This is a genomic window from Nostoc sp. (assembly GCF_036917395.1).
GTDB lineage: Bacteria > Cyanobacteriota > Cyanobacteriia > Cyanobacteriales > Nostocaceae > Nostoc.
Window position 1 is genome coordinate 46,987 of sequence record NZ_JBALDI010000056.1, and the last position, 22,012, is coordinate 68,998.

Genomic DNA, 22,012 nt, shown 5'->3' on the forward strand with positions numbered 1-22,012 from the left:
GAGTCTTCCTAATGAGAAACTTGTGTTTTGAGAACGCTAGGAATTGCCTCAAGTACTCGCTTGGCAACGTCTTCGGATGTATCTCCCTCTCGCTCAATGATGTGCAAATCGGCTTGAGAGTAAAGTGGTGTTCGTTGTTCGAGGAGCGATCGCAATTTCCCTTTAGGATCAATATCTTGCAGCAGTGGTCTTGTACTATCCTCAGCTAAACGGCTGTAAATTAGCTCCACCGGCGCATCTAGCCAAACTATCAAACCGTGGTGCAAGTAGCCCCAATTTTCTCGCCGCAGTACAATGCCCCCACCAGTTGCTATAGTCAACTTTGTAAAAGCACAAACTTGTGAAAGTACGTCGCTTTCTAACTGGCGAAACCCTGCTTCACCAACTTGTGCAAATAACTGATTGATAGATTTACCTGTTGCTTGGGCAATGACATTATCGGTATCTACAAACCCATAACCCAGTTCCTTTGCCAGTAAGCGCCCTACTGTCGTCTTACCAACGCCCATGATCCCAATTAAGTACAGGTTAACTCCTTGTAATAAGCTGCTCACCAGTTGCTTCGCTCCAATTATGAGTTCTGTTAGCGGATAGCTAGGGTTTAGCCCGTGCTGAGTCATAGTTTCCAATTATAAACTCAACGACTCATACCTGCGTATTCAAGCGATGTCTGGGTTGGGCTACGCCAACACAATTTTCCGCAGGACTACAACCACAAAGTAAACCTCTGATAAATTTATTTTCAACGGGTGTCAAGGCTTTTTCCTTTGTAAATACCAAATTTACGTATAACTTTTCTAATTTCCAATTGTTTTTAAATTCTACAAATTCATCTTCTATTTAAGATGGCTCAACTGCCGTGATTACCGTTATTAATGTATTTAAAGTAACTTCTGCAATAGATTAACGATTCTTCTGTGAAATTACCATAAATAATAAACGATGAATTTCTCAGGAATGTAGTAACCTTCCTGAAGTAACTTGATAATTGCTGCATGGCGCTCACTATACTTAACGAAAAAAATAATATACCTTGTTTGAAACTTTATTCAAACAATTCCTGTCTATCTAAATAATCGAGACTTTGACTCTGGTGTGTAATTATTAAGTGTACTTAATACTGTGTTCCAAATAGCACAAATTATTTATTCTAAAAGTTCAGTTATAACAAGCCTTACTCAATTAAATGTTCCTGATAAAGGTGTAAATGATGACTTATTTACCGCGATCGTCTAAAAAAGCTTTGCAAAGAAGTTGAAGTTTTGGTACAAAGACTACTGCATATTTCACCCCAATAAGCCTGAATGAATAAATATAGTATGAATGAGGTGTCAACTATGACTCGAATTCGTGACGTTGTACAGAAAGCTTTAGCAACTGGCTATTTGACAGTAGAAGCTGAAAATCAACTCCGACAACTGTTGACTAGCCGATATGACTTGGAAGATTTAAATGCTTTCATGACTTTACAGGAAGCTGCCATGATTGGTAAGGTCAAGCAGGAGTCTAGAGAGCGGTGTGGCATCAAGTAGAGACGTAGCCTGCTACATTTCATCGACGGGAGCGCTTATCATCATCCTCAAAATCATCATCATCATCAAAAAATTCCCAATCATCATCATCGGCTTGATTGGTAGTCGGTGGCTGATAAGGGGGGATAATTACCCGGTAATCAGCATCGTAAATTGATTCAGTTTTTCCCGCAGCTGTATTTTTTGGCTCACTGTAGCTGTAGGAGTAAACTGAACCAGACTGAGAACTGCTTTTGGCTTCTGATTGACGTTCGTAGGTTTTAGAGTCTCTAGGCTGTTGAGCTTGAGGATTAGGGGTAGGCGCTTTCTCTGACTTTTCATCAAAGTTCCAATCATCATCTTTAGTGCCATTTGTTTCCCAATCATCAAATACATCACTAGTAGGCTGTTCTTTTTTACTAGCTGGTGGTGGAGGACTGACAGGGCGAGATGTCGGTTCTTCTCTTTGGGTTGCCTTAGCACGAGGCGAAGTTGCGCTTCGGCGGTCTGGAGTTTGGCGTTGTCCTCCCATAAAATAATTGGATAATTTAAACAAGGTAGCAATCAATATAGATGTGAAAGCACCAGTGGCAGTACTGAACAAAATCCATATCGCTAGTGGTAATGGTTGAGTTCGCACGCCCAAAAATACTAGCGATAGGGGAGGTGACCAATTTTGGACTAACAACAGCGTTAGTACTCCCAGTACCGCGACCAATAGAATTAAGCGAATTACAGCCATAGCAATTTTGTCAGTTGTCAGTGGTTAGTTGTCAGTTATCAGTTGTCGGTTATCATTCTGATTATTCTAGGACTTATACAAAATCATCAAAAAACGTAGACGCGGAGCGGCTTGCCGCAGGCTACCGCAAAGGACGCAAAAGACGCTAAGGAACAAGAGTTTCAGAGAGTTCTTGTTTAAGTCCCATATTCTTCATTAATTACTATTTACTGATTACTGACACTATGATCCATCTCTATCATTACCGCTCGGACAAAGAAATTTCTAAAAAGTTATCCTCATATTGTCAACACTAGACAACTACGTTTGTAATCTTAGACCAAATTGCTAAAACTACTGGGATAAATAGCAATCCCACTATCCCTTCATCAGCTTTAGGTATTATGCGACCCATATTTATACTTCCATTGGTATCGGCGTTAATTATCCTGCCAATGGAAGTTTTATATAAACCGCGCTTAATTCGCTTGCCCTTTTAGGACTATTATGAAATTTCCGATGAGGGCATTAGCGACGACCTTGCCACCGCTGAATTGGGATGCAGTCAATATCTAGTTGATCTAAAGCCCGGGCAACTACAAAATCAACTAAATCCTCGATGGTTTGGGGATTATGATACCAGGCGGGAATAGCGGGGACAATTCTCACTCCAACTTCTGCTAGAGAGGTTAAGTTACGCAGGTGGATGAGGCTAAAAGGCGTTTCCCGAGGCACAATGACCAGCTTTCGTCCTTCTTTGAGTTGGACATCCGCTGCCCGTTCTAGTAAATCGGAACTTAAGCCAACCGCTAGCTTTGCCACTGTGCTCATGCTGCATGGAATAATTATCATCCCTAGAGTGGCAAAGGAACCACTGGCAATCCCGGCTCCAACATCACCCCAAGGATGGCAGCGGAGTTTACCCGAAAGTGAAACTCCAGCTTGCTCTCGCCAGAATTGTTCTTGCGCGGTTGGTTCTGGTGGCATCCGAATTTCCTGTTCTGACTGCCAAACCATGTAAGTAGATTTAGAGGCAACCAATTCAATGCTGTAATCCGCTTCTAGCAAAAATTTGATTGCGCGAACAGCGTAAATCAGACCAGATGCGCCCGATACGCCTAAAATTAGAGGATTAGTGTTGTTTGACACGTAAATTTTAGTTGATTTTACTCATCTTCAGAGTAAGGGTCTAGGTCATCAGGCTCAATGTCATTTGGTAAGTAGAGGTCTGAAAGATCGTCATTGGAACCATTGCCAGTTAAACCTTTGGCTACACCATCGCTGCCGACTGTTACCAAATCAATTTGCTGACGGTAGTAATCGACACTCTTAACTTGCACGGCGACGCGATCGCCTAATCTATAGGAAGCGCGATTTTTGCGACCAAACAGTGCCTGTTGTCTAGCACGATATTCATACCAATCGTCTTTGAGAGAACTGACGTGTACTAATCCTTCTACCCTCAAAGGCACACCAGGATTACTGCTGGACTCTACCTCGGCTGCTGGGACTTCAATTTCTACAAAGAAACCGTAGGATTGAACACCAGTAATTACGCCTTGAAACACCTGACCGATTCGCTGCTTCATCAGTTGGGCTTTTTGCAGTCCGGCTAAATCGGCTTCAGCTTCTTGGACTTCTTTTTCTCGGTCGTTGATTTGGACAATTACCCTAGTTAAATCGCTTTGCAGTTCTTGTTGCAATTCTGGGGGTAAAACGTTCCAGTTAATTTCCTCATGGCTTACGGAGTGGCGGAGGTTAACGCGTTCTCTAACACGGGTATTGCGGCGATCGCGTCCGTTTTCGAGTAGCGTGTAATACACTCTCTGCATGAGCAAATCTGGGTAACGCCGCAAAGGGGCACTAAAGTGGATATATTGCGGTAGTGCCAGACCAAAGTGAGATCCTTTGGTGGTGCTGTATGCAGATGGCTTGAGGGTATCTTGCAATAAGTAAGTAAGAACTTGCTCAGAGGGAGATTCAGCAAAAGCTGTGGTCAAATGTTGATAATCTAAGGGTTGGATATCGACTTCTGGATCTAGTGTTAGGTCAACGCCTAAATTGACTGCCAATTTCAGCATTTCCTGGACATCTTCGACATCGGGTGTGCCTTGGACTCGCCAGATAGCCGGAACACCAAGGGCATTTAAGTGAGTTGCAACCAGTTGATTAACTAACAGTACCAACTCCGTGAGTAGCGATCGCACTGGTAAATCATTCACCACCACAGTGCCGAGAATCCCCTCATCATAGTAGGCGTTTTGGCTGGGTGGCAGATTCAACTGGAGGCTGCCACGAGTCAACCTTATCTGTTTCACCGCTGTTTGCAAGGCTTGGAGGTCTTGCAGGATCTGAGAAACCTGTGGAGATTGATCTTCAGCTTCACCTGTAAGAATTGCCTGGGCTTGTTTTGTACTCAGTGCTGTTTCTATATTGATTACACTGGGTTGAATTTCCCACTCCAACACTTGGCCTGATTGGGGATCAATTGTAATTAAAAAAGAGATGGTTAAGCGATCGCTCCCAGGTACTAAAGAACAGCGTTCAGCCACAGCTGGTGGCAAAATTGGCAGCACTAATTCTCCTAGATACACTGATTTGCCCCGTTTGAGTGCTTCTCTATCTAGGGCTTCGTCAGGTTGGACATAGTGACAAACATCCGTGATATGAACGCCCAAAAGCCAATTTCCGGCTAAGTTTTTTTCTAAACTAAAAGCGTTTTCTATAATTTTGGTGTCGCCATTTAGCCCTTCAATGGTGAGAGTAAACAAATTACGCAAATCCAGCCGATTTTTCAGGTCTGCTTTGAGCAGCTTTTTGGGCAACTTGGCGGCTGCATCTAGCACATTATCCGGGAAAGTGCGGGAAAGGTCGTGTTTGCATGTTACCAAATCTATATCAGCAGCAGCTTCGGCATCGCTGCCGAGGATTTGCACCACTCGACCTAGTGGGGGATATTGTGCTAACGGGTAACGCAAGACTTCCACATGAACAAGGTGATCGATCGCTTCTTCCAACTTCGCCTCATTAGGTTGGATCTTTAGTTCAAACAGCAATCGATCATCTAAAGGCACAGCCCGGAAACCGCTATCCACCTGCTTAATTCGTGCCAGTAATGTGTGGTTAGAACGTTCTAGAATCAGCTTCACCTCCCCTTCAGGAGAGCGACGGCGACTGCCTTCTTTGAGAACTCTTACCAAAACGCGATCGCCATTCCAAGCATTACTCAGATGACTTTCGCGGATGTAAATATCCTCAGATCCTTCCACATCTTGAATAGCAAAGCAAAAGCCTTTACTAGAACAACGAAGTTTTGCCTCGATTATTCCCTCTTCTGAGACACGGCGATACTTACCCCGTTCTTTTACTAAAATACCGATTTTTTCGAGAACATCTAAAGCAATGTGAAGTTTTTGTAAGCTTTTTTCATCTTCACAGCCAAGTTTCTTTTCTAAAACCTTACGAGCTACCAATTTATCATCAGTGAAATTGGCAAGGAGTGTAGCGATTGAAAATTCCATGCAGTGAACCGACCTTTGGTCAAAACATCATTTTTTGTTTAATCTGGTTCTTTTCTGTATACCCTCACGGCTTACAGAAACAAGCTGGAAACGAATTGCCCTGAGGCAAAGCTTCCTAAGTTCTAAGGAAAGGAAGCCCAACCCAGCCTTGCAAGAAACTACTCCCGCAGTTGCGAGCAAAGGAAGCCTACCCACGGACAACTCTGGGCGTCTACGAACTTCTCACTGCACAATGCTCTCAGAGTTCGCCTGCGTTCAAGTCTCTTCACCTAACCAAACTTAAGATTGCACGCCTGATTAAGATTTAGCCCCGCTCAATAATTACGCGACGGGTTTTTGAGAAGCTGGGTTTAGAGAATCCATACTGCCCAAAAGCGCTATGCAGGGGAAACTACAGGTGTTTGATTGTCTAGAGTGAAGGTAATTTTACGCCATTAGACTCTGATTTGAACTAGGAGGAACTGCCGATGAACCCAATTTTCCCACATGTAGAATCGGTAACAATTAGGTAATCAGCTTAATTAGCAGTGAGGGCGAACCTTATCTTCATTATTGTAGATTTAGAGCGCACTTCCAGAAAATAGTTCTAGATATCGAGTTGGGTTATCAGTATAGCATTGTAGACAAGACTACCGAGGTAAGTTAGCACTAGTCAAAAATTTCGTCAAAAAAGAGCTACTGCTACAATTAGGACACGAGATAAAGCGAAAATATCACCTTGATCGCTCAAAGCCGGAATTTTCACTCAGAATGAGGGATTGAAAAAGGTAAAAATTTTATTGTGATCACAGCAATCAGTCGTTAGCAGACATTTTGCTTTCAATGCTACTCGCACGCGATATTATTGATAGGCATCCTGAGTATCGAGTGGATGTAAATTAAAGTAAGGGTAGTTTACATTGCTTGAGCATACAGGCAGTATCGACCCCGTTATTAAAAAGATTTAGATTGGTAGCAGTATTATGTTGGCTCAATTCCAGAGCTTGTATCCCAAGGGCAGTCTTATTTCTGAATTAGTGCAAATTTTTCAAGGAAAATATATTGTCCGGGCAAGCGTGCAAATTGAAGGCGTAACCCGTGCTACGGGTATGGCAGCAGCAGAAACAGTAGAAGCAGCAGAAGACCAAGCCAGAACGAGGGCGCTGATAGTTTTGGGTATTACAAATGCGCCACCCGAATCAGTGGCATTTACCTCAAATCCAATTTCCCCAGCGCAGCTAAACCCTTCCTTGAACACCAAAGATGGATTGAATGAGGCTGCTGCCTATTCTTCTGCAAAAGATGAGGATTTTGTTAGTAGTCAGTGGTCAATGGTCAGCGACAAAGAAATATCTATCCCGCCTTCTAGAGTCCGCAATATCAAACCAGAAGTAGTAACAAGCAGTAACGAACAGTACGGCTACAGCGATGCTGCGCCCCTATCAAACGATACCTATAACCAGGATTTAGGTCAAAACTTTCCTGTGACTGCCAACCGGGAGCTAGAATTTGATCCTCCAGTTGAAAACTTGGAAATAACTTTTGATAACCAGGTGGAAAATCAGACCTTTCCAGCAATTTCTGTCAATAATGTCACACCATTTACACCTCGGAGTTATAGCCCTCAAGAGGATGTCGCCACCCCGTCAGTGACAGGAAAGAGAAAGAAGAAAGCTGAACCTGTGGATTTATCGGATGTAATTGCTAAAACAGATGTCGAACTTCAGCGTTTAGGCTGGACACCAGAACAGGGACGCGAGCATCTAATTGATACCTACGGCAAGCGAGGGCGGACTTTGCTAACTGAAGAAGAATTGCACGGATTCCTCAAATACCTCCAATCTCAGCCAGACCCATTAGCGGGATTTTGATTAGTCAATAGTCATTTGTCTTTTGTAATTGGTAAGGGTCAATCAGAAAAGACATAGGCTATTGAAATACTAATGAAGCTATAGAACCCGTGGATTTATCTGATGTAATTGCTCAAACAGATGTCAAAATGCAGCGGCTAGGCTGGACATCAGAACAGCGACGGGAACATCTTAGAAAAAACTTATGGGAAGCGATCGCGTTTTTTGCTGACCGATGAGGAATTGCACGAATTCCTCCAATACCTGCAATTTCAGCCAGACCCAATAGTAGGATTTTGATTTCCAACTTCTAAATCAAGTTTTGAACTTCTAAATCGAGTTTTGAACTTCTAAATCGAGTTTTGAACTTCTAAATCGAGTTTTGAACTTCTAAATCTAAGTTTTGAACTTCTAAATCGAGTTTTGAACTTCTAAATCGAGTTTTGAACTTCTAAATCGAGTTTTGAACTTCTAAATCGAGTTTTGAACTTCTAAATCAGGTTTTGAAGTCAAATAACCCCTCTTCATAACTGAAGAGGGGTTATTTTCGGGTTTAAGGGAATTAAAAGTGGTAAATCACCATTTGCAAATCGTGACTATTAATTAAGAACAGCAACTGCTGGACGGCTACCGGCGGCGTGACGGTCAATAACTTGGTCAATCAAGCCATATTCCCTGGCTTCCTCTGGTGACATGAAGAAGTCACGTTCAGTATCTTCAGCAATCCGCTCAATTGGTTGACCTGTATGTTCAGCTAAATAGTTGTTTAGCCGCTGCTTGTGGTATAGAATCTCCCGCGCCTGAATTTCAATATCAGTCGCCTGTCCTTGAGCGCCACCTAGAGGTTGATGAATCATAATCCGAGAATGGGGTAAACTCATTCGCTTACCCTTAGCACCACCGCTGAGGAGGAAAGCGCCCATACTCGCCGCCAATCCGGTACAAATTGTACAGACATCAGGACGAATGTGTTTCATAGTGTCAAAAATGCCCATGCCAGCCGTCACCGAACCACCGGGAGAATTGATATACATATAAATATCTTTCTCCGGGTCTTCAGCATCCAAATACAGCAGTTGGGCAACAATCAAGTTAGCAATGCTGTTGTCAACTTGTTGTCCCAAAAAGATGATGCGCTCACGCAACAGCCGTGAGTAGATGTCAAAGGCGCGTTCACCTCGACCCGATTGTTCAATAACGATAGGAATCATGGAAGCGTGTTTGTGGCTACTTTAAATACATTTTATCGGTGACGGCACGAAACTGGGGTTTATCTCTACTGTTCCCAGGCAGATAAATTAAACCTTTCTCGTTTTTCTTTACCCAAAAAGAGGGCAAAAGGTGCTTATCTTATAGATTTAACCCCCAAGGGCACTTTTTAGCGGCAAAAGGTGTCTAAGAGAATATCTCCATTTAGGGAAAAATAAATCAAAAAACTCCAATTATCGCCAACCTCATATTTCGGCTTTTGCTGGACTACCTTGGTGATGTGGTAATTAAACCGATAACCGAAATCCGACTTGCTTAAGGAATTATGTTAAATATCCAGTAAAATTTTAAACATTTTCTTAGGATTTACCTCAGCAATTATTAAGTTATTTTTGTTAAATTCGGTAAATCGGTAGTACGAGGTGTATTTAGAATAACCAGTCTTACTTGAAATGCTATCCACACAGAGAGAGACGTGCCATGCTGGAAAAACTTGTACAAGCCGCCATCATCACCTTCTTGCTCCACCTGATAGTAGGACTTAGCCCAAATACTCTGATTCAGACAAAGACAGCATCACCTATGCCAGAAACGCCACCAAATATTGTTAGCTTGCTATTGCGACCTTTTCAGTAAGAATGTTTCACAAATTGTACAGGTGTCGGCGATATCAAAGACATGCACTACTACCTGTTACTCAAGGGCTAACATTCCTGGGAACAGGCTAGACTGAGCAAAGAAGGCAACTTACTTGCTATTTGATCATGACTAATCGCCTTGCTGAAGCTAAGAGCCTCTATCTCCGCAAACACGCCGAAAACCCGATTGATTGGTGGTCTTGGTGTGACGAAGCACTTGCAACTGCAAGGGCGCAAAATAAACCGATTTTTCTCTCCATTGGCTACTCTAGTTGCCACTGGTGTACTGTTATGGAAGGCGAGGCTTTTTCTGATACTGCGATCGCCCAGTACATGAATGCTAATTATCTTCCGATCAAAGTAGACAGGGAAGAAAGACCTGACCTCGATAGCATCTATATGCAGGCTTTGCAGATGATGAGCGGTCAAGGGGGTTGGCCTTTGAATATTTTTCTTTCCCCAGAAGATTTAGTGCCGTTTTACGCTGGTACTTATTTCCCTGTAGACCCGCGCTATGGTCGTCCTGGATTTTTGCAGGTGTTGCAATCGCTTCGCCGTTATTATGATACAGAAAAAGAAGACTTACAGCAACGCAAAGCCCTAATTATTGAGTCTTTGCTCACGTCTGCGGTGTTACAATCCGGTACAACAACCGAGCTTGAAGACCGGGAATTACTCCGTCAAGGTTGGGAAACCAGCACAGGTGTAATTACTACTAGGCAATCTGGCAATAGCTTTCCGATGATTCCCTATACAGAATTAGCATTGCGGGGAACTCGATTTAATTTTGAATCTCAATATGACGGCAACCAAGTTTCTACCCAGCGGGGACTAAACTTAGCGCTGGGAGGCATTTATGACCATGTGGGTGGTGGTTTTCATCGCTATACTGTTGACCCTACTTGGACAGTACCCCACTTTGAAAAGATGCTCTACGACAATGGACAGATTATGGAGTATCTGGCTTCTTTGTGGAGTGCAGGAATACAAGAACCAGCTTTTGAAAGGGCGGTTGCTGGTACTGTACAATGGCTGAAGCGAGAAATGACCGCGCCTGAAGGTTACTTCTATGCTGCTCAAGATGCCGACAGCTTCACTGAACCCACGGCAGTAGAACCAGAAGAAGGAGCCTTTTATGTCTGGAGTTACAGCGAACTACAACAACTGTTAACACCTGAAGAACTCAGGGAATTACAACAACAGTTTACGGTGACCCCTAACGGTAACTTTGAAGGACGTAATGTCCTACAAAGAAGCAATTTAGGGCAACTGAGTGCAACGCTGGAAACGGCACTGAGCAAGCTTTTTACAGCCCGCTATGGCGTTAGTCTTGAGTCACTAGAAACTTTTCCCCCGGCTCGTAATAACCAGGAAGCAAAAACCGTTAACTGGCCAGGTCGCATTCCTTCGGTGACAGATACGAAAATGATTGTCGCCTGGAATGGCTTAATGATTTCTGGGTTGGCTAAAGCTGCTGGGGTGTTCCAACAACCGTTATACCTGGAATTAGCAGCACAAGCGGCGAATTTTATCTGGGAAAATCAGTTTGTCGATGGGCGTTTCCACCGACTCAACTATCAAGGAGAACCGACCGTTTTAGCGCAGTCTGAAGATTATGCCTTTTTTATTAAAGCTCTCCTGGATTTACAAGCTTCCAACCCTGAGCATAAACAATGGTTAGAAAATGCGATCGCTATCCAAGATGAATTCAACGAATTTCTCTGGAGTGGAGAATTAGGTGGTTATAATAACACATCTAGTGATTCTAGTCAAGATTTAATTGTCAAAGAGCGTAGTTATGCTGATAATGCTACACCATCAGCGAATGGAATTGCGATCGCTAACCTTGTCCGTCTGGCCTTACTCACCGATAATCTAGATTATTTGGATTTAGCAGAACTTGGTTTGAAAGCTTTTAGAAGTGTGATGGATCAGTCTCCCCAAGCTTGTCCCAGTTTATTTACAGCTTTGGATTGGTATCGTAATTCTACCTTGATTCGCAGCACAACTGAGCAAATTAACACTTTGATCCCCAAATATTTGCCGGCGGCTGTGTTTGCTATAACATCTGATATACCAGAGGGAAGCGTTGGGTTAGTTTGCCAAGGTTTGAAGTGTCTTGCACCAGCAGAAAGTGTAGAGCATTTATTGCAGCAAGTCCAGCAAAGCCAGGTGAGGGCGTGAAATCGCTTTCAAGAAGGGATTAAATACTCAATATTCTGATTGAGATCCTCAACCACTAGGGGTTATAAACCCCTGGCTAATAGCTTAAGTCCTCTTTTAGAGGACTCAAGCTATTCACGAAAACCCTGATACAGATAGATTTCTTGTAGGGGCATGGCAATGCCATGCCCTTACCAACGTATTTGTATCATTATTAAAGTAGAAATGGTATAAACAAGAATTTCAGTTCATTTCAATAGACTTTGGCTATTAAGCCAGCGATTCAGATTGCTGGCGGGTGATGCACACAAGTGCAAGATATATTTTTACCCTCTATTTTTTTGACGAATGACTATTGACTCGTCTAGCAAATTAACCGCCATTGTATTAGCAGGCGGTAAAAGTTCTCGCATGGGTCAAGATAAAGCTTTGATTCCCATTCAAGGGGTGCCATTGTTGCAGCGAGTTTGTGGTATTGCTCAAAGCTGTGCTGATACTGTTTATGTAGTAACTCCCTGGCCAGAACGCTATCAAGACTTGCTTTTGCCTGGTTGTCAGTTTATTCGGGAAGTACCTTTATCTAAGGAATCTCTAGCCCACGGGCCTTTAGTTGGTTTTTCCCAAGGACTAGCCGAAGTGCAAACAGAATGGGTGCTGTTGCTAGCTTGCGATTTGCCGAGGTTGCGGGTTGAGGTGTTGCAAGATTGGGTAACTAGACTTGATAGCGTGGGGGATAATGCGATCGCAGCTTTGGCTGATCATCCTAAAGGCTGGGAACCTCTGTGTGGTTTCTATCGCCGTCGCTGTTTGCCACAACTCCTAGAGTTTATCAATGGAGGGGGGCGATCGTTTCAACAGTGGCTTCGGCAATATCCTGTAGAAGTTTTGCCCTTAGCAGAACCAGAAATGCTGTTTAACTGTAATACACCACAGGACTTGGCTTTAAGTTAATTGAAGAAGAATACAGAATACAGAATTCAGAATTAATGAGTGGGGGATGAGGGGAATTGTCCTTCTGAATTCTGACTCCTGAATTCTACTATTTAGCGAGTGCGACAAAATTTGCGATCGCTATCACTCTGAGGATATTGCCAAGAATAGGCAAAATGGCTAACTCCCTTGAGTTGGGGGGCGTATTTGCGAAGTGCCTGCATTTGCACTTCTAAGGATGGACGATTACTGACAGGTTTTCCCCACGCACCAGCTAAAGCAGGGATTATCTGCGTACCCGGTTTTGCCATACTCAAAACCCGCTGCACTTGCGACACGATACAACTAACATTACCGCAATTCCCATAAGACATAGGATGCCACTCTAATGAAGTAGGGAACCGATCCCAAGGTTGCAAACGGGAATCATACCCTTGTCCTACAGTTTGGTTACCATTAGGGAAAAATACCACTCCTGTGGGAATACCTTGTTGCTTTGCTGGGTAACTAGCTATAGTGACAAAATCTAGAATTCCCTGCATGGCGTGGGCAACAGCAAGCTGCCACAACTCCCATTGTAAAACTGGTTGTCTGTCAGTTGCAGACAGGATTGACTTTTGCGCTGATGGGAGAGGGCGTCCTTGCCAGAGGGGTTCCCCTTCCTGGGGATAAAGTTTATCAACTTCCGCTACATCTCCGCTGGTGACGTATCCCTTGCTCAAAAAGCGGCGAATTAAGTCCAGCCCTTTGTAATTTTGTGCCCGTTTAAATAAAGCTTCTTGGGTTGCGGGACTAAATAGCCATAAATCTGAAACTTTAGTGGCTATGGAATCACTTCCTGCTTGTCGGGGATAGCGCACGTAGTCTAATAGCAAACCATCTGGGCGACGGCGCAAAACTTGTTGTACTAATTGGTAGTAGTCGCGTTTTGCTTGCAGGTTGTAGGGGTCGATAAATAGTTGAGAGCCGTTATCTACGACATATAGGCTAGTTTGACCTTTGCCATTACGAGCGATCGCTGGTTCTCTATCTTGGCGCTGGGCATAAGTATAGCCGAAATTTGTGGTAAACATCCAGGCGTAAACCTTCAAACCGCGTTGCCGACCTTTTTTTATTGCGGTGGCGAGTAAGTCAACTTTTTGTGCCCCTGGAGTGCGAATCACAGAAGGCCAAACCGTCGGGTTAGCTGTTGCTGGTAATAATACCTGACCGTCGTAAAATACTTCTAAATAAACTTGGTTATAGCCACGGTTAACAGCCCGATCCATAATTTGATCAATTATTCCTGGCTGAATGTCACAGGGATACAAGCGCAACCAGACGGCTTGGATTTGTGGCCAAGTCTGAGCGCGGCACTCATGTAAATCCTGTGCGTGTGTTTGTACCATGTTTTGGTAGCGCGTTTGAGCATCTTGCTTGCCTTTAAGGGCTGACAAACGTAAGTTTTCTTTTTCTTGCGCCGCCGTTGATGATAACTGACAATATTGGGTTACTTGCGCCCTTGCTGGTTCGCTTCCAAAGTTGGGGAGCAACGAACTACTAGTGAAAACAACAGCGAATAGCCGCCGCCAAAATAATGTTGATCTTGCAACGTTCAAGGGATGGTTAGACATACCTACCAGTAGATGGACACAATAATCATCGACCCCAATTCAGATAATTGTGGCAACGTGTATCGAATTATATAGTTAAGTAGTAAGGGTTTTAAAACCTATTTTTTCAAGACTGCCAAAGCTTTATTTGTGTTGCTGCATTTTTTTATAAAGATGAGTATAGTTTTAGCTGCTTGCACGACTGCAATCACTCAGCAGTCTTAAAAAAAGTCACAAACCCTACTGAGACGTAAAAGATAAATTCTCAGCAATTACCTAAAGGATCAGCAAAAAGAGTTGTTGTTTCTTCTCTTTTTGCTGACATTATCTCTCAACTTGATCAAACAAAAGTTATCGTAATCACTGGTAGTAAATTATTTAAGAATGACTCAAGATTCAAGGATATTCTCCGTATTAGCAAAGGTCAAGCAATTTTGGATTGACACTTCGGCAACTCTTAGAGACGCTCTTGCGTTCGCTCAGTGCTGACCTGAGCACAAGGGTACGGGGCAATCAATTTTAGATTTTAAATTTTAGATTTTAGATTGGAAGAAAATACTTAGAGCCACCGTGTTTTTATTTGAATAATTCTTCAATTTGAAATCCAAAATCGTTCGACTGAGCGTAGCCGTACCACTTCTCTACGAGACGCTCCGCGAACGTGGAAGCAAGCTATGCGTAGCGTTCCGCAGGAAAGTCCAAAATCTAAAATTGACGAGTGGCAATGCCAATGTATCCCTCTGCAATGCCAATGCGTCCCTCTGCAATGCCAATGCGTCCCTCTACAATGCCAATGCGTTCCTCTACAATGCCAATGCGTCTCTCTACAATGCCAATGCGTCCCTCTGCAATGCCAATGTATCCCTCTACAATGCCAATGCGTCCCTCTACAATGCCAATGCGTCCCTCTGCAATGCCAATGCGTCCCTCTGCAATGCCAATGCGTCACTCTGCATTTAAAAACCCTACGATTTTATGCAAAACTGTACTTAGCTCAATAAATATAATTTAAAATCTGATTTGCAGGTTCTACCTTGAATGATGAATAGGGGAGGCGGTAGCCTCCCAATAGGCATTCCCAGTCAGAGACTGGGAACGAGGTAAAAAATATAAAATTGACTGTGCTTTTAATCTTTCGCAGAACTAATTTATTTTTGAGCAGAAGGGATATTCTTTTTACCTTCAGGAGAAGCACCTCCAAGGCTGCGGAAATACAGTCCTCCAATGATAAGTAAAAATGCCAGATATCCTACTGCTTGTACAAGATAGAGATTCTCTGTGTAACCAAATAAAGATTTGAGGATAATCCCAGGAAACTGTTCGTCAGGCAAGATTGTGGAAGTATTTGAAACTATTGGCCCCAAAATACAGGAGTGGACTTTAGTAAAACGTTCGTAATAGAAACAAAGGCTTTCTGTGGCACGACTGCTAAGGGCAAGGTTAGCTACAGCGTCGTCAAAATGTTTCAAGCCTGAAACTACCAACCCAGCGACAATCAACACTAATAAAACACCCATTACCTGGAAAAACTGGCGGATGTTAATTTTGACACCCCATTTAAATAGCAGCACCCCAATAGCAGATGCCGCTACCAAACCAGCAATAGCACCCAATGCTGGCATTAATCCCTGTTGAAAATTAGCAGCAACAAACAGAACAGTTTCAAAGCCTTCGCGGACAACGGCAACTAAAATTAAAGTAAAAACACCCCAACCAGCATTTGAGTTTTGTGTCAGTGCTTGTGTAACTGCTCCCTCAACTGTAGCTTTCATAAATCTGGCTTGTTTGGTCATCCAGATTAGCATCCAACTGAGCATTGCGATCGCTAATACACTAAACACACCTTCTAATCCTGGCTCAACTACAGAGGTGTATTGAGGATTCACTGCTCCCAGTACTGGAATTATCCAACTGAATAGCACACCGATTAAGGCACTGACGACAATGCCAACGCCGACACCAGCATATACCCAAGAGTTGAGTCGGGATTGTTTAGCCTTTTTTAGCAAAGCTAGGACAATGCCAACAACAAGGGCAGCTTCCACTCCTTCTCGAAGTGTTATTACAAAAGTAGGTAGAGCAGTACTAAAATTCATCTTTTATCCTTTGTCTTTTGTCCCTGTACCCCTTCCCTATGGGGCGCTACGCGAACGGGGAAGCAAGCTACGCGCAAGCGTCTCCCTTAGGAAAAGTTCTTATGGCCGCAACCCCAAAATTGAAAAATCCAGAGCAGAGGAAACATCCGCTCCGGTTTTTCGCTTCCTTCAGACTTCTATCTTTGTCATTAATCCCTAGCCAATAATTAATGACTAATAACTATTAACCAAAATCACGTAGCATCTTTTTCAGTTCGAGATTATGCATCTCTTCTTGCCCAATCATGCCGCGAGCGAATTCTTCAAGATAAATACTGGCATTGGTGACAGTTTCGAGCAAATCTTTATACAGATCCAATGCCTTTTTTTCATGAGACAAGCTTTCTGCCAAGATATCCTTGACTTTATGCTGGTAGGTTTCTTCCATTGGGGCAATTTTCAGGGAGGGATGCCCATCTAAACCGGTGAGAATTTCTCCCACTTGTTCGGCATGAAGTAAAGACTCACTTGCCTGTGCTTTGAAAAAAGCCACAATTGGAATACGGTTAGGACCAGTCACCATCAAAGAATAATGTGTATAGCGCACTACCCCTGCTAGTTCAAATTCCATGATGGCGTTCAGCAGGTCAATGGTCTTTTTCTGGTCAAGTTCTTGCATCGGTTGTTAGTTCAAGTAACGAATGGAGTTTAATTAGTTAAGAGTAAGTAATTCGTAATTCGTAATTCGTAATTCTTAACTCCTAACTATTTCCTCATTTTAAACTCCTTACCCTACCCTTCCCATTAAATGAAAGTGTTATCGCTATACTTTGGTATTGGATTTGTCAACCACTTTTTGAGAGTTTTCCTCAATGGTTTTCACTAGCTTAGTAACATCACTAGGAGTTTTGACTGCTTTTGCTGGTGGGATGGCGGCGGGCCAAACTGTTATTAGTTCAGCGAAACTACTGTCGATCGCTTTGTGTGCTTCGGGATCGGCTTGAACTACTTGACTAGAAATTCCTTTGTATAAATCATTGGCGTAAACGACAAAACCACGGGAGTCTTGATACTCAATTGGGGCGGTTACTTTACCATCTGCGATCGCAGCGCCATATTCGGAGTTAGCTGAATCTAGCAATTCGTTAATTACCTGTAGCACAAATCCTGGTTTGGAGCGTTGATCTGCTGGCAAAGCTGCGATCGCTCCGTCAACTGCTTGTACCGAAGAAGCAAAATTAGTTTTAACTTTACTATCTTTTGAATTAGATTTCACTAAATCTTGCAAACTCACCAAAGTTGTCTTAAATTCTTTGACTTTGCGCTCATTCAATTGTTCTTCTACGTCAACGTAAATCTCCTCAACTGGATGTCCTATATGAGGTTCTGCTTGTTTCGGCTGATTCTGATCCAGCAGTTCTTGTGCTACCAAAAGATGCCCTTTCATTAAGCCTAATTTAGACATATAGTCAACATCTTTTGCCTCACCTGTGAGTACCACTTCTTGAACACCAACCTGGTCTTTAATTTGGTCGAACTGCTCTTGAGTAATTACTTTTTTAGTAACTAAATCTTCTGGTCTGCCATAGGGACGACCTGCCTGAATTTTGTTGGATAAAGCCGGGACACCTAGCTTGGCTTCAAACTTATCCAATTCTGACAAGATAGCACTGTTAATGTTAATTTTGTCTTTGCCACCGTGACCACTATGACTGTTCTCACTTACTGCCTCTGTACCTTGAGGACTAGTAACTGGCGCTGAGGGGTTTTCTGCCGTTGGTGTACTACTACAGGAACTTAAGGTAACTATTGCCGCAGCTGCCACTGTTAAACAGATATAACGAAATTTTTTCATTTCTGATCCTGGCACAATTTAAAAGGTATTGGTTCAAATGCTTCAAACTATTACTCAAACGTAGTTTGTTTAAGAAATCGTCATAGATTTTACTTTCGCATATAATGATATTTTTTATCAACTATTTGATTTAAAATTTTATTAATTACCAATTGTGTACTTTGTATTTAGCTTGAATAGAAATTACTAATTATTTTGTCATGAATTGTTAACAGTCTTTTGAGATTTGCTTTGAGCAAGTACTTCAAATTGACCCATGCAACCGTTTTCGGCGATCGCATCCTGATGGGGATGGAACATATACTTACCTGGGTAGCGAAAAGCAAATTCTAAAATGTGCCTTTCCGCCATACCCATCGTAATCACATCTGCTTTCTCGCTAGGAGTCATACTCATGCCATAGCGATAGACATCAAAGAAGTTGGCGTGGAGATGAAACGTCACTACCGGATCGTATTCAATGATGTTGAGAACATATAGCCGAATCAACTGATCTTGGTAAATAGGAATGGGATGATGCATGTAATGATGGGGCGAACCGTTGAAGGCATAATAATCATTATGGCCATCATCATTCACGTCATACCCAGCCATGACTAATACAATCTCATCAGCCGGGGGACGGGGCGTAGGTGGATCGATGATAAACATCCCGTACAGTCCCTTGGCGATGTGACGGGTAACTGGTTCAATATGGCAGTGGTACAAGTGTACTCCATAAGGTTCAGCATCAAATTCATAAATTGTGGCTTTGCCATTGCTGATTGGGCGAACACCATCCATTTCTGCCGGATGAACGCCATGAAAATGCAAAGAGTGAGAATGTCCTGCTTTGTTGAAAAAAAGCACTCGCACGCGATCGCCCTGTTTTGCCCGTAGCGTTGGCCCTGGTATGCGACCGTTTAAATCCCAGATGTTGTAAGATACAGCACTATTGAGTTTTATTATGGAAGTATCGGCAGTTAATTGAAATTCTCGGATAGTCCGCCCATTTTCTTGCTTTACCGTCCCATAATCAAAATCCCTTAACATCTTCATCGGGTTAGTACCGTCGTCTGGTGCTTCCATATCCAGTGGTGGCACTTTGACTATTGACTTACTTTGTAGATTTAGCATCTGCCAAAGTCCAGCTGCACCAATCACTCCAGCACCTGCTAGCCCCAGCTTCAAGAATTCACGGCGGCTCCACGGTTTTCCATTTCCTAAAGCTAAGTTGTTGGGCATGACATTTAGTTACGGTTAGCACCAAAAAAGAATTGTAAAAGATTTGCAATTGCTAAGTATTAGAGGCATTAATAATTATTGTCAATAATTATATATTACATCAAAACTGCTAATTAAGTTGTTAAATCCAGAACAAGCGAGAATCAGCCTCAGAAAAATCTAACAAAAGTTTATGATTTTTAACAGTACTTGTACATTGATTTTGTGTATAAATAGTATTCCGAGGAAACTAATTATTTCATACCTATTTTTGATATGCTTATTGCTTTCGGAGTATTTGGAGAAACCTTAAATTTTAATGTTCAGGAAAATTCAATTAAACCTCATCTATGTTGAGAACCGTAGTTTTTGCCCTCACCCTAAATCCCTCTCCCAAGTAGGGGGAGAGGGACTTCTTTCCGGCTCCCCTTCTCCCAAATTTGGGAGAAGGGGCTGGGGGATGAGGGTTTTTTGTTTTCATACGGAAAGAACTACAGTTTTCCAGGTGGATGCGGTTTAAATATAAATATTTTGTTATTAAGGTAAGTTAACATGGCTTGAATAATTTTTTGATGGTTCACCCCACAAAATTGAGGTGTAAACAACTCCTTTACCAGGATTTAACCATTGACGACCACTTATTTAATAGGTCAAAATAGTTGTGGTAAAACCACAGTATTTTTCTAGAGAATGGTTGATGTAAACCAATAGGCTTGGGTTAAGCTTTTTTTTCCCTTGCTTCTCCTTCCTATCTTAAAGATAAATTTCCTTAACTTGTTCTGAAGCAGCTTGCAACGGCTCTTGAGTTTATTAATCTTAAACGTCTAAAAAACTGTACAAACTGCTGTTACTGTACTTTAGGAACCTGTAATCAACTCTAAAATTAAATATTTATGATAAACAGACAATCAGTATTTGCAAAATATTTTCCTCCTATTTGGCTACGATTTTTAATCATTATTTTGTTAATCTTAGGGATATTTTTTCGCTTCGCCTATCTGGATCGAAAAGTTTACTGGCACGATGAAGCCTATACCTCATTACGAATCTCTGGTTACACTAAGACAGAATTTGTTCAACAAGTGTTTAATGGGCGCGTGTTTGCTGTTGGAGATATACAAAAATATCAACAGCCTAATTCTGATAAAGGTTTAATCAATACAATCAACTCTTTGGCGATGGAGGATGCTCAACATCCTCCACTTTATTACGTGATGCTTAGATTATGGATGCAATTTTTTGGCAATTCAGTAGCGACTACGAGAAGCTTGTCAGCCATAATTAGCCTGCTAGCCTTTCCTTGCATTTATTGGCTGTGCTTAGAATTATTTCAGTCACCCATAACGGCATGGATAAGCGTAGCTCTTATAACAGTCTCGCCCTTCCATGTACTGTACGCCCAAGAGGGAAGGGAGTTCGGTTTGTGGATGGTGACTACTTTGCTCGGAAGTGCTGTACTGCTGCGAGCAATAAGGCTAGGTAGCAAGCAGCTTTGGGGGATTTATGCAGTAACAGTCGCACTAGGATTGTACACCTTTTTGTTTTCTGGGTTACTGGCGATCGCCCACGGTATTTATGTATTTGCCATTGAACGCTTTCGATTCACTAAAAGCGTTAAAGCTTATCTAATAGCAACTAGCGTCGGCTTTTTAGCTTTTGTTCCTTGGATTTTAACTGTTATTAATAGCTTGTCTGAAATTGATCGCACAACAACCAGCGCTCAAACCAGACAATCTCTGTCAGTTTTGGTTTCTAATTGGATTAAAAATATTAGCTATTTATTTGGTGATTTTTGGCGCTATGAACTATATTTTCCAGATTTGAATTTGCCAGTTTTACGCTGGGGTCGATTTTTAATTCCCTTAATACTAATCTTGGTAGTATATTCTTTCTTATTTATTTATAGTCATGCAGGCAAACGAGTTTGGTTATTTGTTTTTCTCTTAAGTGGAGTACCTGCTTTAGCTCTCATATTGCCTGATTTGATTATTGGAGGTAAGCTCAGTCTGCGATCTAGATATGTCATTCCGTGTTATCTAGGCATTCACCTAGCTGTTGCTTACTTGCTGGCGGCTCAAATTATTTCTTCTAAGTTAATAACCCGCAAATTTTGGCAATTAGTAATGGTAGTAATAATTTCCACTGGAGTTGTATCCTGTACCATCAGTTCTCAAGCCGAGACATGGTGGAATAAAGGCAGCCATGCTAACCCTCAAATAGCTCGGATCATCAATCAAGCTAATCACCCACTATTAATTAGTAGTAATTATTCTCTAAATATTGGTGATCTAATGTCTCTCATTCATCTGCTAGATCAAAAAGTGCATATGCAATTGGTAATTGAACCAAGTATACCAAGCATTCCTGATAGTTTCAGCAATCTATTTTTGTATAATCCTTCTAAAATATTTCGATCCGAGCTTGAGAAGAAATACAAACTAGTTAATGTTTTTCAGTATGGTAGGCTGTGGCGGCTAGAACAGAAAAGCACCTAAATTTTCTATAGCGTTTCCTGGTCTTTTAAGGTACAGTCGAGAGATAGGTTATGCATTTTAGCCAAATACAAGTGAAGGTATATTAGCTTGACTTAAGTCAGAAAATCATCGATACCTACTTTGAGGGTAAAATAACGAGAACGTCAGCTAGCAAAACGATTTCGAGTTCTCCTGAGTTTTGTTGAAAAATTCTTGAAACAATATCGATAGACCGCAAGTATTACTCCCAAGGTTCGCATACAAGGCCAACAAAACTCTCGCAGAATTTAA

At 42.2% G+C, this 22,012-nt stretch carries 17 protein-coding genes; 7 read left to right on the forward strand and 10 right to left on the reverse strand.

The window, feature by feature from the left end; all coding sequences use genetic code 11:
* Nucleotides 1-8: 8 nt before the first annotated feature.
* Nucleotides 9-554 carry a shikimate kinase gene (locus V7K46_RS19315; protein WP_335115988.1) on the reverse strand — a complete coding sequence of 182 codons (546 nt, stop codon included), beginning with the start codon at nucleotides 552-554 and terminating at the stop codon, nucleotides 9-11.
* Between the two features lie 783 nt (nucleotides 555-1,337).
* Here V7K46_RS19315 and V7K46_RS19320 point away from each other — a divergent pair.
* A complete protein-coding gene (locus tag V7K46_RS19320) occupies nucleotides 1,338-1,532 on the forward strand; it encodes a hypothetical protein (protein ID WP_335115874.1) in 195 nt (64 codons plus the stop codon).
* A gap of 19 nt (nucleotides 1,533-1,551) precedes the next feature.
* Here V7K46_RS19320 and V7K46_RS19325 read toward each other — a convergent pair whose 3' ends face one another.
* The 3 genes from V7K46_RS19325 to V7K46_RS19335 form a co-directional block, all read right to left on the reverse strand.
* Nucleotides 1,552-2,253 (reverse strand): LapA family protein, encoded by a 702-nt coding sequence (locus V7K46_RS19325; RefSeq protein WP_335115876.1) that lies wholly within the window; start codon nucleotides 2,251-2,253, stop codon nucleotides 1,552-1,554.
* Nucleotides 2,254-2,760: 507 nt separating this feature from the next.
* Complete coding sequence (locus V7K46_RS19330) at nucleotides 2,761-3,381, reverse strand: flavin prenyltransferase UbiX (protein WP_335115878.1); 621 nt, start codon at nucleotides 3,379-3,381, stop codon at nucleotides 2,761-2,763.
* 17 nt (nucleotides 3,382-3,398) lie between these two features.
* Nucleotides 3,399-5,753, reverse strand: coding sequence for a ribonuclease R family protein (locus V7K46_RS19335; protein WP_335115880.1), 2,355 nt, complete (start codon nucleotides 5,751-5,753; stop codon nucleotides 3,399-3,401).
* Nucleotides 5,754-6,715: 962 nt separating this feature from the next.
* Here V7K46_RS19335 and V7K46_RS19340 point away from each other — a divergent pair.
* Entirely contained in the window at nucleotides 6,716-7,603 is an 888-nt protein-coding gene (locus tag V7K46_RS19340) for a hypothetical protein (RefSeq protein ID WP_335115882.1), read from the forward strand.
* Between the two features lie 89 nt (nucleotides 7,604-7,692).
* Nucleotides 7,693-7,821, forward strand: coding sequence for a hypothetical protein (locus tag V7K46_RS19345; protein ID WP_442939853.1), 129 nt, complete (start codon nucleotides 7,693-7,695; stop codon nucleotides 7,819-7,821).
* A 360-nt stretch (nucleotides 7,822-8,181) separates the two neighbouring features.
* Here V7K46_RS19345 and clpP read toward each other — a convergent pair whose 3' ends face one another.
* Entirely contained in the window at nucleotides 8,182-8,793 is a 612-nt protein-coding gene (gene clpP / locus V7K46_RS19350; RefSeq protein WP_335115884.1) for an ATP-dependent Clp endopeptidase proteolytic subunit ClpP, read from the reverse strand.
* A gap of 478 nt (nucleotides 8,794-9,271) precedes the next feature.
* Here clpP and V7K46_RS19355 point away from each other — a divergent pair, with 478 nt between their 5' ends.
* The 3 genes from V7K46_RS19355 (at nucleotide 9,272) to V7K46_RS19365 (ending at nucleotide 12,543) form a co-directional block, all read left to right on the forward strand.
* Nucleotides 9,272-9,427, forward strand: coding sequence for a hypothetical protein (locus tag V7K46_RS19355; RefSeq protein ID WP_273768851.1), 156 nt, complete (start codon nucleotides 9,272-9,274; stop codon nucleotides 9,425-9,427).
* Between the two features lie 128 nt (nucleotides 9,428-9,555).
* The gene (locus V7K46_RS19360) at nucleotides 9,556-11,613 is read left to right on the forward strand and encodes a thioredoxin domain-containing protein (RefSeq protein WP_335115886.1); all 2,058 of its coding nucleotides are present in this window, start codon (nucleotides 9,556-9,558) and stop codon (nucleotides 11,611-11,613) included.
* Between the two features lie 327 nt (nucleotides 11,614-11,940).
* Nucleotides 11,941-12,543 (forward strand): molybdenum cofactor guanylyltransferase, encoded by a 603-nt coding sequence (locus V7K46_RS19365; protein WP_335115888.1) that lies wholly within the window; start codon nucleotides 11,941-11,943, stop codon nucleotides 12,541-12,543.
* 92 nt (nucleotides 12,544-12,635) lie between these two features.
* Here V7K46_RS19365 and V7K46_RS19370 read toward each other — a convergent pair whose 3' ends face one another.
* The 5 genes from V7K46_RS19370 to V7K46_RS19390 all read right to left on the reverse strand — a co-directional run bounded on the left by V7K46_RS19370 (nucleotide 12,636) and on the right by V7K46_RS19390 (nucleotide 19,268).
* On the reverse strand, nucleotides 12,636-14,135 hold the full coding sequence (locus tag V7K46_RS19370) for a family 10 glycosylhydrolase (RefSeq protein WP_335115890.1): 1,500 nt from the start codon (nucleotides 14,133-14,135) through the stop codon (nucleotides 12,636-12,638).
* A gap of 1,127 nt (nucleotides 14,136-15,262) precedes the next feature.
* Nucleotides 15,263-16,210 (reverse strand): FTR1 family iron permease, encoded by a 948-nt coding sequence (locus V7K46_RS19375; protein ID WP_335115892.1) that lies wholly within the window; start codon nucleotides 16,208-16,210, stop codon nucleotides 15,263-15,265.
* A 223-nt stretch (nucleotides 16,211-16,433) separates the two neighbouring features.
* Nucleotides 16,434-16,868 carry a ferritin-like domain-containing protein gene (locus V7K46_RS19380; protein ID WP_104906910.1) on the reverse strand — a complete coding sequence of 145 codons (435 nt, stop codon included), beginning with the start codon at nucleotides 16,866-16,868 and terminating at the stop codon, nucleotides 16,434-16,436.
* 144 nt (nucleotides 16,869-17,012) lie between these two features.
* The gene (locus V7K46_RS19385; RefSeq protein WP_335115894.1) at nucleotides 17,013-18,044 is read right to left on the reverse strand and encodes a helix-hairpin-helix domain-containing protein; all 1,032 of its coding nucleotides are present in this window, start codon (nucleotides 18,042-18,044) and stop codon (nucleotides 17,013-17,015) included.
* A 198-nt stretch (nucleotides 18,045-18,242) separates the two neighbouring features.
* Nucleotides 18,243-19,268, reverse strand: coding sequence for a multicopper oxidase domain-containing protein (locus V7K46_RS19390; RefSeq protein ID WP_335115896.1), 1,026 nt, complete (start codon nucleotides 19,266-19,268; stop codon nucleotides 18,243-18,245).
* An 872-nt stretch (nucleotides 19,269-20,140) separates the two neighbouring features.
* Here V7K46_RS19390 and V7K46_RS19395 point away from each other — a divergent pair.
* Entirely contained in the window at nucleotides 20,141-21,742 is a 1,602-nt protein-coding gene (locus V7K46_RS19395; RefSeq protein ID WP_335115897.1) for a glycosyltransferase family 39 protein, read from the forward strand.
* The last annotated feature ends 270 nt before the right edge of the window (nucleotides 21,743-22,012 follow it).

Excerpts from the sequence above, each read along its gene's own strand:
- V7K46_RS19320 (WP_335115874.1), top strand. The coding sequence starts at position 1,338 with ATGACTCGAATTCGTGACGTTGTACAGAAAGCTTTAGCAACTGGCTAT.
- V7K46_RS19325 (WP_335115876.1), bottom strand. The coding sequence starts at position 2,253 with ATGGCTGTAATTCGCTTAATTCTATTGGTCGCGGTACTGGGAGTACTA.
- V7K46_RS19335 (WP_335115880.1), bottom strand. The coding sequence starts at position 5,753 with ATGGAATTTTCAATCGCTACACTCCTTGCCAATTTCACTGATGATAAA.
- V7K46_RS19340 (WP_335115882.1), top strand. The coding sequence starts at position 6,716 with ATGTTGGCTCAATTCCAGAGCTTGTATCCCAAGGGCAGTCTTATTTCT.
- clpP (WP_335115884.1), bottom strand. The coding sequence starts at position 8,793 with ATGATTCCTATCGTTATTGAACAATCGGGTCGAGGTGAACGCGCCTTT.
- V7K46_RS19355 (WP_273768851.1), top strand. The coding sequence starts at position 9,272 with ATGCTGGAAAAACTTGTACAAGCCGCCATCATCACCTTCTTGCTCCAC.
- V7K46_RS19360 (WP_335115886.1), top strand. The coding sequence starts at position 9,556 with ATGACTAATCGCCTTGCTGAAGCTAAGAGCCTCTATCTCCGCAAACAC.
- V7K46_RS19365 (WP_335115888.1), top strand. The coding sequence starts at position 11,941 with ATGACTATTGACTCGTCTAGCAAATTAACCGCCATTGTATTAGCAGGC.
- V7K46_RS19370 (WP_335115890.1), bottom strand. The coding sequence starts at position 14,135 with ATGTCTAACCATCCCTTGAACGTTGCAAGATCAACATTATTTTGGCGG.
- V7K46_RS19375 (WP_335115892.1), bottom strand. The coding sequence starts at position 16,210 with ATGAATTTTAGTACTGCTCTACCTACTTTTGTAATAACACTTCGAGAA.
- V7K46_RS19380 (WP_104906910.1), bottom strand. The coding sequence starts at position 16,868 with ATGCAAGAACTTGACCAGAAAAAGACCATTGACCTGCTGAACGCCATC.
- V7K46_RS19385 (WP_335115894.1), bottom strand. The coding sequence starts at position 18,044 with ATGAAAAAATTTCGTTATATCTGTTTAACAGTGGCAGCTGCGGCAATA.
- V7K46_RS19390 (WP_335115896.1), bottom strand. The coding sequence starts at position 19,268 with ATGCCCAACAACTTAGCTTTAGGAAATGGAAAACCGTGGAGCCGCCGT.
- V7K46_RS19395 (WP_335115897.1), top strand. The coding sequence starts at position 20,141 with ATGATAAACAGACAATCAGTATTTGCAAAATATTTTCCTCCTATTTGG.